The 18,401-nt window shown below is 58.9% G+C and carries 18 protein-coding genes; 7 read left to right on the plus strand and 11 right to left on the minus strand.

Features of this window, described 5'->3' with window-relative positions; genetic code table 11:
- The first annotated feature begins 185 nt into the window (after positions 1 to 185).
- From H8Z83_RS05360 to H8Z83_RS05370, 3 genes are all read left to right on the plus strand, one after another.
- Positions 186 to 1,016 (plus strand): transporter substrate-binding domain-containing protein, encoded by an 831-nt coding sequence (locus H8Z83_RS05360; protein WP_187014095.1) that lies wholly within the window; start codon positions 186 to 188, stop codon positions 1,014 to 1,016.
- A 128-nt stretch (positions 1,017 to 1,144) separates the two neighbouring features.
- On the plus strand, positions 1,145 to 1,870 hold the full coding sequence (locus H8Z83_RS05365) for an amino acid ABC transporter permease (protein ID WP_187014096.1): 726 nt from the start codon (positions 1,145 to 1,147) through the stop codon (positions 1,868 to 1,870).
- A gap of 14 nt (positions 1,871 to 1,884) precedes the next feature.
- Positions 1,885 to 2,652 (plus strand): amino acid ABC transporter ATP-binding protein, encoded by a 768-nt coding sequence (locus H8Z83_RS05370; protein WP_207731995.1) that lies wholly within the window; start codon positions 1,885 to 1,887, stop codon positions 2,650 to 2,652.
- A 313-nt stretch (positions 2,653 to 2,965) separates the two neighbouring features.
- Here H8Z83_RS05370 and yajC read toward each other — a convergent pair whose 3' ends face one another.
- From yajC to H8Z83_RS05390, 4 genes are all read right to left on the minus strand, one after another.
- Positions 2,966 to 3,322: a preprotein translocase subunit YajC gene (yajC, locus tag H8Z83_RS05375; RefSeq protein ID WP_187014097.1), complete on the minus strand. Its 357-nt coding sequence runs from the start codon at positions 3,320 to 3,322 to the stop codon at positions 2,966 to 2,968.
- Between the two features lie 136 nt (positions 3,323 to 3,458).
- Complete coding sequence (locus H8Z83_RS05380; protein WP_187014098.1) at positions 3,459 to 4,580, minus strand: DHHW family protein; 1,122 nt, start codon at positions 4,578 to 4,580, stop codon at positions 3,459 to 3,461.
- 33 nt (positions 4,581 to 4,613) lie between these two features.
- Entirely contained in the window at positions 4,614 to 6,008 is a 1,395-nt protein-coding gene (locus tag H8Z83_RS05385; protein ID WP_187014099.1) for an MBOAT family O-acyltransferase, read from the minus strand.
- A 124-nt stretch (positions 6,009 to 6,132) separates the two neighbouring features.
- Positions 6,133 to 6,615: a DUF4358 domain-containing protein gene (locus tag H8Z83_RS05390; protein WP_187014100.1), complete on the minus strand. Its 483-nt coding sequence runs from the start codon at positions 6,613 to 6,615 to the stop codon at positions 6,133 to 6,135.
- Positions 6,616 to 6,752: 137 nt separating this feature from the next.
- Here H8Z83_RS05390 and H8Z83_RS05395 point away from each other — a divergent pair, with 137 nt between their 5' ends.
- The 4 genes from H8Z83_RS05395 (at position 6,753) to H8Z83_RS05405 (ending at position 10,202) form a co-directional block, all read left to right on the plus strand.
- A complete protein-coding gene (locus H8Z83_RS05395) occupies positions 6,753 to 7,778 on the plus strand; it encodes a threonine aldolase family protein (RefSeq protein WP_187014101.1) in 1,026 nt (341 codons plus the stop codon).
- A 154-nt stretch (positions 7,779 to 7,932) separates the two neighbouring features.
- Positions 7,933 to 8,058 carry a hypothetical protein gene (locus H8Z83_RS19860; RefSeq protein ID WP_256435300.1) on the plus strand — a complete coding sequence of 42 codons (126 nt, stop codon included), beginning with the start codon at positions 7,933 to 7,935 and terminating at the stop codon, positions 8,056 to 8,058.
- Between the two features lie 2 nt (positions 8,059 to 8,060).
- Positions 8,061 to 9,329: a putative DNA modification/repair radical SAM protein gene (locus tag H8Z83_RS05400; RefSeq protein ID WP_187014163.1), complete on the plus strand. Its 1,269-nt coding sequence runs from the start codon at positions 8,061 to 8,063 to the stop codon at positions 9,327 to 9,329.
- 15 nt (positions 9,330 to 9,344) lie between these two features.
- A complete protein-coding gene (locus H8Z83_RS05405; protein WP_187014102.1) occupies positions 9,345 to 10,202 on the plus strand; it encodes a TIGR03915 family putative DNA repair protein in 858 nt (285 codons plus the stop codon).
- On the opposite strand, the gene H8Z83_RS05410 is transcribed toward H8Z83_RS05405, so the two are convergent.
- From H8Z83_RS05410 to pyrB, 7 genes are all read right to left on the minus strand, one after another.
- Complete coding sequence (locus H8Z83_RS05410; protein WP_187014103.1) at positions 10,090 to 10,794, minus strand: sigma-70 family RNA polymerase sigma factor; 705 nt, start codon at positions 10,792 to 10,794, stop codon at positions 10,090 to 10,092. The two genes, H8Z83_RS05405 and H8Z83_RS05410, sit on opposite strands and share 113 nt — an antisense overlap.
- Positions 10,791 to 11,234 carry an anti-sigma F factor gene (gene spoIIAB / locus H8Z83_RS05415; RefSeq protein WP_187014104.1) on the minus strand — a complete coding sequence of 148 codons (444 nt, stop codon included), beginning with the start codon at positions 11,232 to 11,234 and terminating at the stop codon, positions 10,791 to 10,793. The genes H8Z83_RS05410 and spoIIAB overlap by 4 nt, the downstream gene beginning before the upstream one ends.
- 15 nt (positions 11,235 to 11,249) lie before the next feature.
- A complete protein-coding gene (locus H8Z83_RS05420) occupies positions 11,250 to 11,555 on the minus strand; it encodes an STAS domain-containing protein (RefSeq protein ID WP_187014105.1) in 306 nt (101 codons plus the stop codon).
- A 373-nt stretch (positions 11,556 to 11,928) separates the two neighbouring features.
- Positions 11,929 to 15,966 (minus strand): carbamoyl-phosphate synthase large subunit, encoded by a 4,038-nt coding sequence (gene carB, locus H8Z83_RS05425; protein ID WP_187014106.1) that lies wholly within the window; start codon positions 15,964 to 15,966, stop codon positions 11,929 to 11,931.
- Entirely contained in the window at positions 15,966 to 17,030 is a 1,065-nt protein-coding gene (locus tag H8Z83_RS05430; protein WP_187014107.1) for a carbamoyl phosphate synthase small subunit, read from the minus strand. The genes carB and H8Z83_RS05430 overlap by 1 nt, the downstream gene beginning before the upstream one ends.
- Before the next feature lie 20 nt (positions 17,031 to 17,050).
- Positions 17,051 to 17,470 (minus strand): aspartate carbamoyltransferase regulatory subunit, encoded by a 420-nt coding sequence (locus H8Z83_RS05435; RefSeq protein WP_187014108.1) that lies wholly within the window; start codon positions 17,468 to 17,470, stop codon positions 17,051 to 17,053.
- Between the two features lie 15 nt (positions 17,471 to 17,485).
- Positions 17,486 to 18,400, minus strand: a complete 915-nt coding sequence (gene pyrB, locus H8Z83_RS05440; protein ID WP_187014109.1) for an aspartate carbamoyltransferase — start codon at positions 18,398 to 18,400, stop codon at positions 17,486 to 17,488.
- Position 18,401 lies beyond the last annotated feature (1 nt).

Below are 18,401 nucleotides of genomic sequence, written 5' to 3' on the forward strand. Positions count from 1 at the left end.
TCCATTTCTATGAGACAGCCCGGAAAAGTATGACAGCCCGTCTGCCTTTGTTCATTCCCACCAAATCACCCGCCGCACGTTCGGCGCATTTTGTCGTTTTCACTTCTTTACATTACCAATTTATCATGGTAAACTACTACCATAATAAATCAATCGCTCGAACAATTCTTCAGGAGGAATGGAACATGAAAAAATTGACTGCATTTGTACTCTCTGCTATGATGGTTCTGTCTTTGGCTGCCTGTGGTGCCAAGACCGAGACCCCCGCTGATACCAGCACCCCCGCCGCCGATGCGACCAAGCCTGCTGAAGTCGCCAAGCTGACCTACGCAGTGGAAGCCGGTTCCGCCGGTGAGGAAGTGGCACTGGCCAACGGCTACAACGTTGTATCCGTAGACTCTCAGGCCAAGGCACTGATGGAAGTGCAGGCCGGCACCGCCGATGCCGCTATCATCGACTCCCTCATGGCCGGTGCCATGGTGGGTGAAGGCACCAGCTATCCCAATCTGACCATCACCGATCAGAAGCTCACCGAGGAGCTGTACGGCGTCGGCTGCCGCAAGGGCAGCGATTTGGCCTCCTTCATCAACTCCGTGATGGCTGACGCTTACGCCGACGGCGTTCTGGAAGCAACCGCCGAGACCTACGGCGTACAGGCCGCTCTGGTGGAGCAGCCCGCATCCGAGTTCACCGCTTCCGAATCCGACAGCGACGTGCAGTACATCAAGGACAAGGGCACGCTGGTCATCGGCATCACCGAGTTTGAGCCCATGGACTATCAGGACGCTGACGGCAACTGGATCGGCTTCGACGCCGACATGGCCAAGCTGGTAGCGGAAAAGCTGGGCGTGGAGCCTGTGTTTACCGTGATCACCTGGGACAACAAGGTCTTCGAGCTGAACGGCAAGGGCATCGATGTGGTCTGGAACGGCATGACCATCACCACCGCCGCCCAGGAATCCATGGAGTGCACCAACGCCTACTGCAACAACGCTCAGGTCATTGTGACCAAGTAATTCCGCAAATCATACAGCAAAGGCAGAGAGCGGTCGCTCTCTGCCTTTGAGCGGCATATTTCCCGCATACGCTTTCCTTCCTCCCCCTTCGTTCCCCCCATTATCACTACATAGAGGAGAATTTTTTCATGTTCTGGACTGTTACCCTCTCCATCCTGCAAGGCTGTAGTCAGGCGGTCAAGCTGTTTTTCCTGACGCTGCTGTTTGCCCTGCCTCTGGGTCTGGTGGTGGCCTTCGGCTCCATGAGCAAGTGGGCGCCCTTCCGGTCTCTGGCCTACCGGCAGCAGGAAGCGCGGGGCTTTGCCCGCTGGCTTTCCCAGCTTCGTCCCCTGTCCGCCCTGACCAACATCATCGTCTGGATCATCCGGGGTACGCCGCTGATCCTCCAGCTTATCATCATTTTCTACGGTCCCGGCACCTGGTTCGGCACAAATCCGTGGAACGCCTTCCGGGATGGGCGCATGACTGCCTGCTGCATCGCCTTTATCATCAACTACGCCTGCTACTTCTCTGTGATCTACCGGGGCGGCATTGAGGGCGTCCCGGCAGGTCAGCGGGAAGCCGGTGAGGTGCTGGGCCTGACCAAGCGGCAGATCTTCTTCAAGATCACCCTTTTGCAGATGGTCAAGCGGGTCATCCCCCCCATGTCCAATGAGATCATCACGCTGGTGAAGGACACCTCTCTGGCCCGGACCATCGCCATCATTGAGATCACCATGGCCGGCGAAGCTTTTATGAAGTCCAAGGGCATCACCTGGCCTCTGTTCTATACCGGCGTGTTCTATCTGGCCTTTGTGGGTCTTTTGACGCTCCTGTTCAGCTTCATCGAGCGCAAGCTCAGCTATTTTAAGTAAGGGAGGGCTTTGAAATGTCGATCTTAACCGTACAGCATCTGGAAAAGCATTTTGAAAACACAAAGGTCCTCAATGACATCAGCTTCTCTCTGGAGGAGGGGCAGGCCCTTTCCATCATCGGCTCCTCCGGCAGCGGCAAAACCACGCTGCTGCGGTGTCTGAACTTTCTGGAAACGCCGGACGCCGGCACCATCACCGTGCAGGACAAGGTGCTGTTTGACGCCGATCATCACGCGAACTGCTCCGAAAAGGAGATCCGGAAAAACCGGCTCCACTTCGGCATGGTATTTCAGTCCTTCAACCTTTTTCCCCAGTATACGGCTTTGGAAAACGTGACCCTCGCCCGGGAACTGATGGCCAAGGACACCGGCGAGAGCAAGGACGCCATCCGTGCCGCCGGAATGGAGCTGCTGGACCAGATGGGCCTTGCGGACCGTGCCGGGCACTATCCTCATCAGCTTTCCGGCGGTCAGCAGCAGCGGGTGGCCATCGCCCGGGCACTGGCGCTCCACCCGGATATTCTCTGCTTCGACGAGCCCACCTCTGCGCTGGACCCGGAGCTGACCGGCGAGGTACTGAAGGTTATCCGTGGTCTGGCGGAACAGAAAACCACCATGATCATCGTCACTCACGAGATGGCCTTCGCCCGGGACGTGGCGGATCAGGTGATCTTCATGGACGGCGGCTTCATCGTGGAGCAGGGCGATCCCAAGCAGGTCATCGACCATCCTCAGGAGGAGCGCACCAAGCAGTTTCTGGCCCGCTTCGCGGAAAACAACTGATATGACCAGGCCCCGTGCCTTGAACAGCCCCCATTTGTCGGACGATCCGGCAAATGGGGGCTGTTCTCTATCAAGCTATTTACCGAAACTAACAGGTCTGTACCGTCCCATGTTCCGTTCCTCTAAATCACAAGTCTTATTGGACCGGGTAACTGCATCCGAGCAAAAACACCGCGCTTGCGGGAACGGACGGCAAAGCTGCGTCGGATCTGCAACTCCGCTTTCGCGCCGCACATCAAAAAAAGGGCTTGCCATCTGCGATACGCAGACAGCAAGCCCTTTTGGCTGCTTAAATCGAACAGTCCGACCAGACTTAGTTCTTCTCGTCCTCGTCAGCCTTGGGAGCCTCCACAGCGGGAGTCTCTTCCTTCTTTTCGGCCTTCTTCTCCTTCTTCTCGGCCTCGGGCTGCTCACCGGTCTGAACGCCCACCTGAGACACGGCCCACTTGGTCAGCTCCATGCGGACACGGTCATCGCTGGTCTCAATCACAATGGTGTTGGGGTTCACCATAACGATCTTGCCCACAATGCCGCCGATGGTGGTGATCATATCACCCTTCTTCAGGCTGTCACGCATGCTCTGTGCCTGCTTCTTCCGCTTGTTCTCAGGACGGATCATGAAGAAATACATCACCGCCATGAGGGCAACAATCATAATCATACTTTCCATAGTTCAAGGTTCTCCTTCAGTGTTGAAATCAGAATGTATCTATTATATCAAAGCTGACACTATTTGCAAGCCTTTTCTCAAGAAAGCAGTCTGCAATTTCATTTCCGTGATTTGAAACAACGAACACCGATGTGCATCACCCTCGCGGGGCCAGATAGATCAGGTTCCGGTCCGCGAGGAAATTCGACACGCTGTAAAGCACCACGGCAGTGTCGATGCCCTGCTCCGCCATGTAGTCCGCCACGGAAGTGTGGTAGTACCGCAGGTCCACCAGATGCACCTCGGAAAAGCGCTGGGCCAGAAAGGGCGCCAGCGAATCGGAATAGGAGTCCCGGATCAGCAGCAGCTTGCTGCCGTCGGTGATCGCCGGGTTTTCAAGGACGCACAACGGCTGATTGCCGCCGAGGAAGGAGCTGTATTTATCCTTGTGCTCCAGATAGCTGCGGTCATACAGCCGCCCCGGCTCCTCCTTGCCGGATTTCCACGATGTGACCCGCAGATCGTCCTCGGACACCCAATACTCTATGGTATCCGGGGCAAGCCAGTGGATACCGGAGGTGGAATACAGGGTTCCGTTGAAGTCCATGCTGGCAACTTCCGGTGTAAAGTCAGTTTCCTTTAATAGCTCCTTCCCCAAGGCGGTCAACAGCGCATTGGCTCCGTAGAACGCCCCACAGGTGGTCCAGTGGTGGTCGGTCCGGTAATAGATGGGTTCCCCCGCGTGTTCTGTCAAGACTCCCAGCAGATCCACCGTGGGCAGGCCCGTTTTCTCCGCCGCGCTTTGGATGAACGCAGCCTGATCGAAGCTGGGCGTGCCCTGCGGCAGCCTGTCCTTCCAGACCTCTGCCGCCGAGGGGATCAACCCCAAAAGCACCTGGCCGTGAGATGCTTCTCCAAACTGCTTCACATCGTCCAAATTCTTTTCCACCTGAAGCCTGTCCGGATCGTCCACCTTGGCGATAAGGGTATCGCCGCAGAGGTAGACGCCATTGAATTCCCGCTTGCCCAACATCTGCTCGCACCGGGCCTTCAGGCCCGTCCAGTCATCCCGCAGAGGGAACTGGTCGGCAAAATAGTCCTCCATCCCCGCGGTAAAGCTGCCGTTTTTCAGGGTTTCCCAGGAAAAGTCCGGGAACTGGGCCAGCGTCCGGTTTTCCGTTTCGGAGCGTGCCCGGTCCGGCAGCGCAATGTGCCACGCCAGCAGTCCCGCCAGAAACAGGCAGAAGATCCCCGTGGTCAGCCGTCCCTTGTTCGCCATGCGGCCCCCTCCCTTCTTGGATGAAATGAAAAATCAGAATCGGAAATACAGAAACGGGTTGTAGCTGCCGTCTACCAAGTAGGCCGTGCAGATCACCAGACCCGCCGTCATCAGCAGCGGCCCCAGCAGGTCTCTCGTCCGCTCCGGCAGCCGGTCCCAGACCTTCCGGGGCAGACGGGTGGAGCCAACCGTTAAAAGCAGCAGCGTCAGGCCGTAGGCTGTCAGGTAGTAGCCGTCAGCGGCACTCCACAGCGTTCCGCTGCCGAAGCAGGTTTTGAAATACCCGGCGCAGCCGGCGAGATCCTCCATGGCGAACACGCCCCAGCCAACGAACACCACCACAAGCGTGTAGAAATGCCGCAGCCACGATGGCAGCTTTTGGAGGAAGTCCCGCAGCAGATACTTTTCCAGCATGAGCCACACAAAGAAGTGCAGACCCCATAGGATGAAATTCCAGCTTGCCCCGTGCCAGAAGCCGGTGCAGAACCAGACAAGGAAGATATTCCGCACCGTCCGCCATGTCCCCTTCCGGCTGCCGCCCAAGGGGATGTACAGATACTCCCGGAACCATGTGGTCAGGGAAATGTGCCACCGCCGCCAGAACTCCGTCACGGAGGCGGCGGTATAGGGGTAGTTGAAGTTTTCCGGGAAGTGAAAGCCCAGCATCTGCCCCATGCCGATGGCCATGTCGGAATAGCCGGAGAAGTCGAAGTAGATCTGAAAGCCGAAGGCCGCGATGCCCAGCCAGCCGCCGACGGCCGTCAGCGTCCCGGCAGACTGCGCCGCCAGCTCCGCGTCCCACAGTGCACCGATGCTGTTGGCCAGCAGCACTTTTTTCGCAAGGCCCACGGTGAACCGCCGTGCCCCGGCGGCGAACGCCGATGCCGTGTTCGTCCGGTGAATCAGCTCCGCCGCAACATCCTTATAGCGGACGATAGGCCCCGCCACCAGCTGCGGGAACATGGTCACATAGGCGCCGAAGGACACCATGTTCCGCTGGGCGGGAGCGTCCTGCCGGTAGACATCAATGGTATAGCTCATGGTCTGGAAAGTGAAAAAGGAGATGCCGATGGGCAGGGGCAGTCCCAGGGTGGGAATGGAAACGCCGGGGATCAGAGAGAGGTTGGCGGCGAAGAAATCCCAATATTTAAAAAAGCCCAGCAGACCCAAATTCAGCAGCACGCTCTCCGCCACGAACCACCGGGCCAGCTTGTCCCGGCTGCGGTACTTCTCCACCAGAAGGCCGTGGGTATAGTCGATGAGGATGGACAGCACCATGATGCTGATATAGACCGGCTCCCCCCAGCCGTAAAATACCAGGCTGGCCAGCAGCAGGGCCAGATTCCGCCACCGGAGGGGAACGGCAAAGTAGATCGCCAGCGTGATCGGCAAAAAGCCGAATAAAAAGGGTAAGCTGCTGAAACGCATGGGCTGTTCACCTTCTTTTTCTGTAAAGCAATTCTGCTTTAATGACGTTGAAATGCAGTGTTTTTTCCGTTTCTACATAGCAAACCAGCCGTGGTGTCACGGCTGGTCGTTCCGCGTCAGACTGTTACGCGCCGAACTGTGCGTTCCAGGCGTCCTCGATCTCCGTCTGGTGCTCGCCGGAGGCGATCATTGCCACATAGGCGCCGTTTTGCAGCACCTTGGCAGCCTTCCACTGGTCAATGGTCTCAGGATAGAAGGCATCCCCGTCCGCCTGACTGTCGATCCGGGTCTGGAGGATCTTCACCGCCTGCGCGGCATCCTGCTCACTGTCGGCTTGCAGGAACACATACTCGCTCACGGCGTAGGACATCACAGGAGCCTTGGCCAGAAGCTGCTTGGCGGGGATGTCCCCCAGACCGGGATAGTACATCTCCAGCATTTCGCCGTCCAGATCCATCATATCGTCGCCCCAGCCGTATTGCTCCGCCAGAGAGTTGTAAAATCCAGTCAGATCCACGTCATTGGCAGTCTCCGTTTTGCTGCCGCAGGCGGTCAGCAGGCCGCACAGGGTCAGGGCCACAGCCGCCAGCGCAAACAATTTCTTCATAGTACCTCCTTATAAACGTCCCTCAAGGGCGTTCATTTTCTTTCTATTGTGTTCTCTGCTTGCTAATATACACGATTTGCGTTATAATAGTCAAGAAACAAGCGGTAACAATCCGATTACAGAAAAGAGGTTTTTTCATGTACAGCTTCCGCAACGATTACAGCGAAGGCGCACATCCCCAGGTTCTTCAGGCTCTGACGGACACCAATCTGGTCCAGACCTGCGGCTACGGCGTGGACCCCATCTGTGAGGAGGCCCGTGACCTGATCCGGACGGTCTGCGCCGCTCCCGAGGCGGACGTTCACTTTCTGGTCGGCGGCACCCAGACCAACCTGACGGTCATCACGGCGCTGCTGGCCTCCTATGAGGCGGTGATCGCCGCCCACACCGGCCACGTCAACTGCCATGAGACCGGTGCCATCGAAGCCACCGGCCACAAGGTCTGCGTGGAGACCTCCCCGGACGGCAAGGTGACCCCCGCTATGGTGGAGGCCGTTCTGGCCCGTCATGACGGCACGGAGCACATGGTCTCCCCCAAGATGGTCTACATTTCCGATACCACTGAGATCGGCACCGTCTACACCAAGGCGGAGCTGACCGCTCTGCGTCGCTGCTGCGACGAGCACGGCCTGCTGCTGTTCCTGGACGGCGCCCGTCTTGGCTCCGCCCTCACCTCCCCGGAAAGCGATCTGACGCTGGCGGATCTGGCGGCGCTGACGGATGTGTTCACCATCGGCGGCACCAAGAACGGCGCGCTGTTTGGCGAGGCCGTGGTGCTGACGGTCCCCTGCCCCCACTTCCGCTGGCACATCAAGCAGCGGGGCGGTATGCTGGCCAAGGGCCGGCTGCTGGGCGTACAGTTCCAGGCGCTGCTGAAGGACGATCTCTACTTCGACATCGGCCGTCACGCCAATGACATGGCTTTCCGTCTGCGGGACGGCTTCAAGGCGCTGGGCTATGAGTTCCCGGTCCCCTCCCCCTCCAACCAGCAGTTCCCGGTCATGAAGATCCAGACCGCCGAGAAGCTGGCCGCCATGGGCTTTGAGTTCCAGGTGGAGCGGGTCATCGACGAGGAGCACATTATGTACCGCTTCGTCACAAGCTGGGCCACTCCCGAAAGCGCTATTGACGATCTGCTGAACGCTCTGGCTCAGTGCCAGTAATCGCGATTTCCGGCAAAACAGCTCATAAATCCCCTGCTCTTTTGAAAAAAGGGCAGGGGATTCTTCTTTTTTTGACAAGTTCTTCTTGACACGAACAAGTGTTCGATGTATGATAAGAGTAGATAAAACATTTGTTCGATTGGAGGAACGTGTTATGATCGGTTGGAGCTTTTTCTTTATGCTGGTAGGCGTATCCACTTTGGCTTCCCAGGTATTCCGGGTAGTGGACTATATTGAACAGCCCACCCGTCATACCCGCCGCCACGCTGCGGCACGGTGAAGATGGACGTTCTTGCCAAGCTGGAGATCCTGACGGACGCAGCCAAGTATGACGCCGCCTGTACCTCCAGCGGCGTCCGCCGCGGGTTCCGGCAGGGCTATATCGGCAACACCACCTCGTCCATCGCCGGCTGCTGCCATACCTTCTCCGCTGATGGGCGGTGCGTCACGCTCCTGAAGGTGCTGATGAGCAACTGCTGTGTCTATGACTGCGCCTATTGCGTCAACCGGCGGAGCAACGATACCCGGCGGGCGGCGTTTACGCCGCAGGAGCTGGCGGACCTGACCATCAACTTCTATCGGCGGAATTATATTGAGGGGCTGTTCCTCTCCTCCGGGGTACTGCGGAATCCGGACTACACCATGGAGCAGATGATCCGGGCCATCCGCATTCTTCGGGAAGAATACCGCTTCAATGGCTACATCCACGCCAAGGCCATCCCCGGCGCCGCCCCGGAGCTGGTGGAGCAGCTGGGCCTTTTGGCCGACCGACTGAGCTGCAACATCGAGCTGCCCTCAGAGACAGGACTGCGGACTCTGGCCCCGGAAAAGACGAAGGCCGCTGTACTGGCTCCTATGCGGCAGATCCAAGTCAGAAGTATTCAAAATAAAGAAGAACTGGTCAAGTACCGCCACACGCCCAAGTTCGCCCCGGCGGGCCAGAGCACCCAGATGATCGTGGGTGCCACGCCGGACAGCGACCTCCACATTCTGCGGCTGACGCAGGGGCTTTATGACCGGTATCAGCTGAAGCGGGTATTTTTCTCCGCCTATGTGCCGGTGGTGGAAAGTGCCCTTCTCCCCTCCAAGGAGACCAAGCCGCCCCTGCTGCGGGAGCATCGGCTCTATCAGGCGGACTGGCTGCTGCGGTTTTACGGGTTCCGTGCGGAGGAGCTGCTGGACGAGCAGGCCCCTTCCTTTGACCCCCGTCTGGACCCCAAATGCTGCTGGGCCTTGCGGCATCCTGAATTTTTCCCCGTAGAGGTGAACCGGGCGGACTACGAAGCACTGCTGCGCGTCCCCGGTCTGGGGGTAGTATCCGCCCGCCGCATCCTGACTGCCCGGCGGACTGGCCCCCTGCGGCTGGAAAATCTGCCGAAATTAGGTGTGGTCATGAAGCGGGCGCAGTATTTCCTCACCGCCAATGGCCGCATGGCCGACGGTCTGCGCTTCACGCAAGACAGCCTTCTGCGAAACCTCATCGCCGTGGAGCAGTCCCTGCTGCCCCAGCCGGAGATGCGACAGCTTTCTCTGTTCGACGATGCCGTTTAAGTCCGGAGGTGCCCTATGAACGAAATGATCTACACCTATGACGGCAGCTTCGAGGGCTTTCTCTGCTGCATTTTTGACAGCTACGCCAACAAAGAAGTCCTCACCGCCATTACCGACGATGAGGACTCTGCGCCTATTCTGTTTCCCGTCCGGGCAATCCGCACCGACAGCGGCCACGCCGGACGGGTCCTGCGAAAATTGCACAAGCTCTCCCCCTACGGAGAGGAGCTGGTACGTCGGGGGTTTCTCACCTGCATGGAGGAACGCGAGATCCGCCTGTACCGGCTGGTGGTAAAGCTGCTGCGGGAAGGTCCCAGTTTTCTGCGGAACTTTTCCGACGAGACGCTTCATCCGGTAGCGACAGCCGTCCGGCATCTCAACGGCGAAGCCCATCTTTTAAAAGGCTTTCTCCGCTTCTCCGATCTGGGCGGCATTCTGGGAAGCGAGATCGAACCGAAAAATAGGGTCCTCCCCATTCTGCGGAGCCACTTCTGCGCCCGCTATCAAAACGAGAAATTTTTCATTTATGACCGTGTCCACCACGAGGCGCTGTTTTACGCCGCCGGCAAGGCCGTCATTCGCCCGTTAGCGGACTTTCAGATGGCGCCGCCGAATGAAACGGAGGCCGCCTACCGGCTGCTTTGGAAGCGGTTTTACGATACCGTGGCTATTCGGGAGCGGGAAAATCCAAAACTACGAATGACCCACATGCCAAAGCGTTATTGGTCCACCATGACGGAATTTCAGGATGATCCCTATTTCACTCCGCAAAGCTCTGCCGCAGCCGTTCCAGTCCCCGGCGTTCCAGCCGGGAAACCTGCACCTGGGACACCCCCAGCACCCGGGCGGCCCGCTCCTGCGTCAGCCCCTTGAAATAGCGGAGCAGAATCGTCATGCGCTCCTTTTCCGGCAGTTGATCCACCGCCTCCCGCAGGGCGATGCGCTCCACAAGTCCCTCCTCCGGAGCCTCTGTGCCCAGCAGCCCCTCCAGCGCAAGGCCGTCCGCTGTTTCCCGCTGCAAGGAATCCGGTGCCTCTGTGGCCAGATCCACTTGGGCGATCTCCTCCGGTGTCCATCCGGTCTGGGCCGACAGTTCGGAGAGGGACGGCTCCTGCCCCAACTCCTGCCGCAGCCGCTCCCGCAGGGCATACAGAGTCAGTGCCTGCTCCCGGATGCTCCGTCCCACCTTGATGGTGCCGTCATCCCGGAGAAACCGCCGGATCTCCCCGGCGATCTTGGGAACGGCATAGGTGGAAAAGCAGGTGCCGTAGGAAAAATCAAACCCCCGGATCGCTTTCAGAAACCCAAGACATCCCAGCTGGTACAGATCGTCCGGCTCCACTCCCCGGCCGTAATACCGGCGGACCACACTCCAGATCAGGCCGTTGTTTTCCAGCACTGCCTGCTCACATGCGTCCCGGTCCCCCTCCTGAGCCGCCCGCAGCAGCTCCATGGCGCCATTCATCGCTTGATCCGGGGGGCGATCTTCTTTTTCATCACCACGGTGGTACCCCGGCCAGCCACGGACCGCACCTTTAAACTATCCATAAAGCTCTCCATGATGGTGAAGCCCATGCCGCTGCGTTCCTCTCCTCCGGTGGTGAACATGGGCTGCCGGGCCTTTTCCACATCCGGGATGCCCCGGCCGTAGTCCCGCACCGTGATCTCCAGCACCTGTTCGGTACAGATCCGGACCTTCACCGTCACCTTGCCGATCCGGTCCGGGTACGCATGGACGATGGCGTTGGTGGCCGCCTCAGAAACGGCGGTCTTGATGTCCTCCAGCTCGTTGAGAGTGGGGTCCATCTGTGCCGCGAAGCAGGCCACCGCGGAGCGGATAAACCCCTCGTTGCTGCTCTGGCTGGGAAACTGCAAAGTGACTTCATTTTCCGTCTTTATTTTCATTATGTAAACCTCCCGTTATTGAATGGAAACCAGCCGCCCGATGCCGGCAGCGTCCAGAACACGGCGGGCCTGCTCCGGCACGTTCCGGAGCACAACGCTGCCCTCCATCAGCTGCATCCGCTGCTGAGACCGAAGGATCAGGGCGATCCCGGAGCTGTCCATAAAGGTCACGCCCGCAAAGTCTAAGATCAGACTTCGGGGAAGGGCCGCATCAATGGCGATCTCCACTTCCTTCAAGGCATTTCTGGCCCCGTGATGGTCCATTTCTCCGCTGAATTCCAGCAACAGCTCCCGGTCTGTGTCCCGCGCTCGTATATCCATACTATTCCCTCTTTTGTCGAATTTTATCCCCATTTGTCAAATCAGCTCAGAAGGTACTCTGCTCCGATCAGATCTGTTGGGGAATGGCTTGTCTTACGGTGATGGTAGCATATTCGCCGGACAGGTTTCTGTCGAAGCCGGGTGCGACTGTCATATTTTTTATGTAAATCTCTGCCGGTTATCTCTCACCTGCCGTATCACGGTCAAAATCGACGGAAAACGTTCCCTTAATGCGCCCATGGCCCTGCCTTCGGGCCCATAATAGCGCACTTGAAATTTGCAGCAAAAAAAGCGGCCCATGCGTAAAACGCATAGGCCGCTTTTTCGTGCAGTCAAAGCAGATTAGATCCAGTTTTCAAAAACGGTTTTTCCGTTAGTACACCGCTTCGCCGGTATAAACCAGCTTGGCGTCGCCGGTGAGGGTGATCTTCTCGTCGGTGTAATTCACCACCAGATCACCGCCGGCAGCCCGGACGGTCACATCCCGTCCCTTTTCGCACATACCGTTGGCCACGGCCGCCACCACAGCGGCGCAGGCACCGGTGCCGCTGGCCATGATCTCGCCGCTGCCCCGCTCCCAGACCCGCATTTTGATGGTGCTGGGATTCACCACGCGAATAAACTCTGCGTTGATCCGCTCCGGGAAATAGGGAGCCTGCTCAAACCGGGGACCGAGGAACTCCACATCCACATCGTCGATCCGGGGGCAGAAGGCCACGCAATGGGGCTCTCCCACGTCTACGCAGGTGATGTTGAAGGACTGTCCGCCGATATACACCGGGTAATCCACCACCGTCTTTTCCGCGATGGCAAACCGGAAGGCCGCCGCATCCAGAGAGGCGCAGCCCATATCCACACAGGCGGAGGTCACAAGACCGTTGGCGGTGTAGAGGTGTACCTCCCGGACGCCGGCACCGGTCTCGATCCGCATATCTTCCTTTTTCACCAGACCGTTGTCATACAGGTACTTGCCCATGCAGCGCAGGGCGTTGCCCGCCGTGGCGCTCTCGCTGCCGTCGGCGTTGAACAGCCGGATCTTCGCGTCGGCAATGTCGGAATGCTCCATCAGGACGATCCCGTCGGCGCCGATGCCGTAGTGCCGGTCACAGAAGGTGACGCACAGGGACTCCGGGCAGGTGATCTCGCCGTGGAAGTTTTCCAGGAAGATGTAATCGTTTCCGCAGGTCTGCAGCTTGGAGAATTTCAGCTTCTGACGCTCGCTGCGGAGGTGGCAGATGTCGATGAGCTCCGTGTTCCGCTGGTTGTAGCGGCTGGCCAGAATATCCGTCAGCGCGTTGGCGGTATCCAGAGAGGTCAGGCACGGGATCCCCAGCTGGACGCAGCGGTGGTTCAGATGGATGAAGTCCCGGATATAGATGGGCTCCGTGGAGCCGGTGAGGATCACATAGTCGATCCGGCCGTTTTCAAGGAGCTGGAACACCCGGTTGTCCTTCCCCAGCTTGCCCACGATCTCCACATCGGTACCCAGACGGGAGATCTCTCTGGCGGTGCCGTCGGTGGCGTAGAGCTTGTAGCCCATTTCGTCCAGCTTCCGGGCGATGTTGACGATCTCCGGCTGATCCCGGTGGTTCACGGAGATCAGCACGCCGCCGCGGGCCTCCTTCTCCACCTTGTATCCGGCAGAGACAAGGCCCTTGAACAGGGCCTCCTGCATATTTTTGCCAAGGCCCAGCACCTCGCCGGTGGATTTCATCTCCGGGGAGAGGGCAGCGTTGGCATCGGTGATTTTCTCAAAGGAGAACACAGGCACCTTCACGGCTACATAGGGGGGCTGGCGGTACAGACCGGTGCCATAGCCCAGAGAGGCCAGAGGCTGACCCACCATGACGCGGGTGGCCAGATCCACCATGGGTACGCCGGTGACCTTGGAAATGTAGGGCACCGTGCGGCTGGCACGGGGGTTCACCTCAATGACGTACAGCTCGTTCTGGTAGATCAGATACTGAATATTGATGAGGCCATGGGTTCCCAGAGACAGGGCCAGCTTTTCCGAGCAGTCCACAATGACCTTCAGCATCTTATCTCCGATGGAGAAGGGCGGATAGACAGCGATGGAGTCACCGGAGTGGACACCGGTGCGCTCGATGTGCTGCATGATGCCGGGGATCAGGACGTCCTTGCCGTCGGAAATGACGTCCACTTCCAGTTCCTTGCCCATGAGGTACTGGTCCACCAGCACCGGGTTTTCGATCTTGCCGGAGAGGATGACCTCCATGTAAGTCCGCACGTCCTCATCGTTGTGGGCGATGACCATGTTCTGGCCGCCGATGACGTAGGAAGGGCGCAGCAGCACGGGATAGCCCAGCTCATGAGCGGCGTCCAGCGCCTCCTGCATACCGGTGATGGCCCGGCCCTGAGGCCGTTTGATAGAGAACCGCTCCAGCAGGGCATCGAACCGTTCCCGGTCCTCTGCCATGTCGATGGACTCAGCGCTGGTACCCAAAATGGGGATACCGTGGCTGTCCAGGAACTTGGTGAGCTTGATGGCCGTCTGGCCGCCGAAGGCCACCACCACGCCCACGGGCTTCTCCACCTCGATGATGTGCATGACATCCTCGGGGAACAGAGGCTCAAAGTACAGGCGATCGGCGGTATCATAGTCCGTGGAGACGGTCTCGGGGTTGTTGTTGACGATGACTACCTCGTAGCCCAGCTCCTTCAGCGTCCAGACGCAGTGGACGGAGGAATAGTCGAACTCGATGCCCTGACCGATGCGGATGGGGCCGGAGCCAAGCACCATAATGACCGGCTTGCCGCTGCGGGGGAAAGTCCGGGATTCGCAGAACTTATCAAAAGTGGAATAGAAATAGGGAGTCTCGGCATCGAACTCCGCGCCGCAGGTATCCACCATCTTGTAGACGGCGTCCTTCTTTTCACAGGGCAGCGCGGCAGCGCCGGAGAGTCGCTTGAGGGTATCGTCGGGATAGCCCATCTTCTTACCGGTCTCATAATGCTCAACAGTGAGGCCGTCCTTTTCCAAAGCCTTTTCAAATTCCGCCATTTTCTTCAGCTTTGCAAGGAACCAGCGGTCGATCCGGGTGATGCTGAAGATCTCGTCGATGGACGTACCGCCCTTCAGGGCCTCAAAAATGGTGAACAGCCGATGGTCATCCACCCGACGGAGCCGCTCCCAGATGGGGGCATGGTCCTCGGGATCGTTTTTGCGGTTCAGGCTGTCCAGGCCCACCTCCGCCCCCCGGACGGCCTTCATCAGTGCCATCTCAAAGCTGGGAGCGATGGCCATGACCTCGCCGGTGGCCTTCATCTGGGTACCCAGCTTGCGGCTGGCGTCGGCAAACTTATCGAAGGGCCACTTGGGCATCTTCACCACAATGTAGTCCAGCGTGGGCTCAAAGCAGGCGCAGGTCTTACCGGTGATGTCGTTCTTGATCTCGTCCAGGGTGTAGCCCAGGGCGATCTTCGTGGTGATCTTGGCAATGGGATAGCCGGTGGCCTTGGATGCCAGGGCGGAGGAACGGCTGACGCGGGGATTCACCTCAATGACCGCATATTCAAAGCTGTCCGGATTCAGGGCCAGCTGCACATTGCAGCCGCCCACGATGCCCAGATGGGTGATGATGTCCAGAGACGCTTTCCGGAGCATCTGGAACTCCTTGTCCGCCAGGGTCTGGGTAGGGGCCACCACGATGGAATCGCCGGTGTGGACGCCAACGGGGTCAAAGTTCTCCATGGAGCAAACGGCGATCACGTTGCCCACGCCGTCCCGCATGGTCTCAAACTCGATCTCCTTCCAGCCGAAGATGGCCCGCTCCACCAGGATCTGGGTAATGGGAGAAGCGTCCAGACCGGTTTGGGCGATGATCCGCAGCTCCGCCTCATTGGCGGCGGCACCGCCGCCGGCGCCGCCCAGGGTAAAGGCGGGACGGACGATGACGGGATAACCGATCCGCTCGGCCACCTCTAAGGCACCCTCTACCGTTTCGGCAATATCGGAGGCAATCACCGGCTGACCGATCTCCGCCATGGCTTCCTTGAACAGCTCCCGGTCCTCAGCCCGGGAAATAGCCTTGGCGTCGGTGCCCAGCAGACGGACCCCCTGCTCCTGGAGGAAGCCCTCCTTGTCCAGCTGCATGGCCAAGGTCAGGCCGGTCTGGCCGCCCAATCCTGCCAGAAGGCTGTCGGGCTTTTCCTTCTTGATGATGCGCTTGATGGTCTCCGTAGTCAGAGGCTCCAGATAGATCTCGTCCGCCATGGCCTGATCGGTCATGATGGTAGCGGGGTTGGAGTTGCACAGCACCACGTCCACCCCCGCCTCCTTCAGGATGCGGCAGGCCTGGGCGCCGGCGTAGTCAAACTCGGCGGCCTGGCCGATGACAATGGGGCCGGAGCCGATAACCAGGACTTTTTTGATACTTGTATCCAAAGGCATTAGACTCTGCCCCCTTTCATCAACTCTACAAACTGGTCAAAGAGGAAGGACGTATCCTTGGGGCCAGTACAAGCCTCAGGATGGAACTGGACGGTAAACGCCTTCAGCTCCGGATAGTCGATGCCCTCGCAGGTGCCGTCATTGGCGTTGACAAAACGAACCTTGCCCAGTTTCACCGTATCGCCGTCCACGGCGTAGCCGTGGTTCTGGCTGGTGATGTAAGTACGGACGCCGTTCAGATCCCGGACCGGCTGGTTCACGCCCCGGTGACCGTATTTCAGCTTATAGGTGCTGCCGCCGGCGGCCAGAGCCGTCAGCTGGTGGCCCAGGCAGATGCCGAACATGGGCACCTTGCCCAGAAGTTTGCGGATCTGCTCGATTTGATACGTGTTTTCCGCAGGATCGCCGGGGCCGTTGGACAGCATCACGCCGTCCGGATCCGCCGCCAGAATCTCCTCCGCGGAGGTGGTCGCAGGCAGGACCGTCACGGTGCAGCCCCGCTTCTGGAGCTCCCGGACAATGTTGCGCTTGGCGCCGTAATCCAGCAGGGACACCCGGAAGCGCTCCTCCCCTTCCGCCTGATAGCGGTCGGGCTCCTTGCAGGAAACAGCCTCCACCACACCGGTGATGGCGTAGGTCTTGATGGGAGTCAGATCGGCGGGGATCTCGTCGCAGATGGCGGCATTCATCACGCCGTGCTCCCGGATGATGCGGGTCAGCTCCCGGGTATCCACACCGCACAGGCCCGGCACGCCCTGCTCTTTCAAGTATGTATCCAGATCGCAGTCCGTCCGGAAATTGGAGGGTGTGTCGCAGTATTCCCGAACCACATAGCCCTTCACGCAGCAGGCTCCTTCAAAATCCTCCCGGATGATGCCGTAGTTGCCGATCAGAGGATAGGTCTGCATAACGATCTGTCCGGCATAGCTGGGGTCCGTCAGGGTCTCGACGTAGCCGCACATACCGGTGGTGAACACCAGCTCACCCACGGTGTCGGTCTCCGCACCGAACCGGACGCCCTCAAATACCTGGCCGTCCTGTAAGATCAAATAACCTTTTTTCATCATAATCTCCTCAGGCCGTCTTATTTGCCGGCCTCAGTCTCGCAGTAGATGCAGCGGTAAACACGCTTGGCCGGATCGGTCAGTAGGAATTCCTGAGGCAGCTCCTGCTCCACAGAGGTGATGCAGCGGGGGTTCTTGCACTTCAGCACGCCCCGGATCCGCTCCGGCAGCTTCAAGCCCCGCTTTTCCACCAGCTTGCCGTCATGGATGATGTTGACGGTGATGGTGGGGTCCACATAGCCGATGAGGTCCCAGTCAAGCTCCATCTCCCGGTCGATCTTGATGATGTCCTTCCGTCCCAGTTTGCCGCTGGTGACGTTCTTCAAAATAGCGACGGTGCAATCCAGCTTGTCCAGGCCCAGGATGTTGTACAGCTCCATGGCCTTACCGGCGGTGATGTGGTCGATCACGATGCCGTTCTGAATAGAATCAATAATCATGTCCGTTCTCTCCTCTCACTGAATACCCAGCAGCTTCATGATCAGCGCCATGCGGATGTAGCGGCCGTTCTGGGCCTGCTTGAAGTAGCAGGCACGGGGGTCCTCGTCCACCGCCACAGAGATCTCATTGACGCGGGGCAGCGGATGCAGAATTCGCAGATCCTCCTTGGCGTTTTCCAGCTTCTCCGGGGTGAGGATGTAGCTGTCCTTCAAGCGGAGGTAATCCTCCTCATTGAAGAAGCGTTCCTTCTGGACGCGGGTCATGTACAGGATATCCAGCTCCGGCATGACCTCCTCCAGACAGGTGGACTGGGTATAGGGAATGTTCTTGGACTTGACGTACTGCTCCTTGACGTAGCGGGGCAGCTTCAGCTCCTCCGGGGAGACAAACACGAACCGGACGCCGGTGTAGCGGCTCATGGCAGCCACCAGAGAATGGACCGTCCGGCCAAACTTCAGGTCGCCGCAGAAGCCGATGGTCAGGTTGTCGAAATGGCCCTTTTCCTTGTGGATGGTGATGAGGTCCGTCAGGGTCTGGGTGGGGTGGTTATGGCCGCCGTCACCGGCATTGATCACCGGCACCAAGGAGTGCTGCGTTGCCACCAGAGGCGCGCCCTCCTTGGGGTGGCGCATGGCGATGATGTCGCAGTAGGCGCTGACCACCCGGATGGTGTCCGCCACGCTCTCGCCCTTGGAGGCGGAGGAGCTGGCGGCGGAGGAAAAGCCCAGCACCTGTCCGCCAAGGGACAGCATGGCGCTCTCAAAGCTCAGGCGGGTACGGGTGGAAGGCTCAAAGAACAGCGTTGCCAGGATCTTGCCGTCGCACTTATGGGCATATTCGGCGGGATGCTCCATAATATCGCAGCCCGTTTTTACCAGCTCGTCGATCTCCTCGGTGGAGAGCTGCATAATGTCGATCAAATTTTCCATA

The sequence above is a fragment of the Dysosmobacter segnis genome, from assembly GCF_014297285.1.
GTDB classification, from domain to species: domain Bacteria; phylum Bacillota; class Clostridia; order Oscillospirales; family Oscillospiraceae; genus Oscillibacter; species Oscillibacter segnis.

Bases quoted from the DNA above. Each gene is read 5' to 3' on its own strand.
- H8Z83_RS05360 (WP_187014095.1), top strand. From the start codon at position 186: ATGAAAAAATTGACTGCATTTGTACTCTCTGCTATGATGGTTCTGTCT.
- H8Z83_RS05365 (WP_187014096.1), top strand. From the start codon at position 1,145: ATGTTCTGGACTGTTACCCTCTCCATCCTGCAAGGCTGTAGTCAGGCG.
- H8Z83_RS05370 (WP_207731995.1), top strand. From the start codon at position 1,885: ATGTCGATCTTAACCGTACAGCATCTGGAAAAGCATTTTGAAAACACA.
- yajC (WP_187014097.1), bottom strand. From the start codon at position 3,322: ATGGAAAGTATGATTATGATTGTTGCCCTCATGGCGGTGATGTATTTC.
- H8Z83_RS05380 (WP_187014098.1), bottom strand. From the start codon at position 4,580: ATGGCGAACAAGGGACGGCTGACCACGGGGATCTTCTGCCTGTTTCTG.
- H8Z83_RS05385 (WP_187014099.1), bottom strand. From the start codon at position 6,008: ATGCGTTTCAGCAGCTTACCCTTTTTATTCGGCTTTTTGCCGATCACG.
- H8Z83_RS05390 (WP_187014100.1), bottom strand. From the start codon at position 6,615: ATGAAGAAATTGTTTGCGCTGGCGGCTGTGGCCCTGACCCTGTGCGGC.
- H8Z83_RS05395 (WP_187014101.1), top strand. From the start codon at position 6,753: ATGTACAGCTTCCGCAACGATTACAGCGAAGGCGCACATCCCCAGGTT.
- H8Z83_RS19860 (WP_256435300.1), top strand. From the start codon at position 7,933: ATGATCGGTTGGAGCTTTTTCTTTATGCTGGTAGGCGTATCCACTTTG.
- H8Z83_RS05400 (WP_187014163.1), top strand. From the start codon at position 8,061: ATGGACGTTCTTGCCAAGCTGGAGATCCTGACGGACGCAGCCAAGTAT.
- H8Z83_RS05405 (WP_187014102.1), top strand. From the start codon at position 9,345: ATGAACGAAATGATCTACACCTATGACGGCAGCTTCGAGGGCTTTCTC.
- H8Z83_RS05410 (WP_187014103.1), bottom strand. From the start codon at position 10,794: ATGAATGGCGCCATGGAGCTGCTGCGGGCGGCTCAGGAGGGGGACCGG.
- spoIIAB (WP_187014104.1), bottom strand. From the start codon at position 11,234: ATGAAAATAAAGACGGAAAATGAAGTCACTTTGCAGTTTCCCAGCCAG.
- H8Z83_RS05420 (WP_187014105.1), bottom strand. From the start codon at position 11,555: ATGGATATACGAGCGCGGGACACAGACCGGGAGCTGTTGCTGGAATTC.
- carB (WP_187014106.1), bottom strand. From the start codon at position 15,966: ATGCCTTTGGATACAAGTATCAAAAAAGTCCTGGTTATCGGCTCCGGC.
- H8Z83_RS05430 (WP_187014107.1), bottom strand. From the start codon at position 17,030: ATGAAAAAAGGTTATTTGATCTTACAGGACGGCCAGGTATTTGAGGGC.
- H8Z83_RS05435 (WP_187014108.1), bottom strand. From the start codon at position 17,470: ATGATTATTGATTCTATTCAGAACGGCATCGTGATCGACCACATCACC.
- pyrB (WP_187014109.1), bottom strand. From the start codon at position 18,400: ATGGAAAATTTGATCGACATTATGCAGCTCTCCACCGAGGAGATCGAC.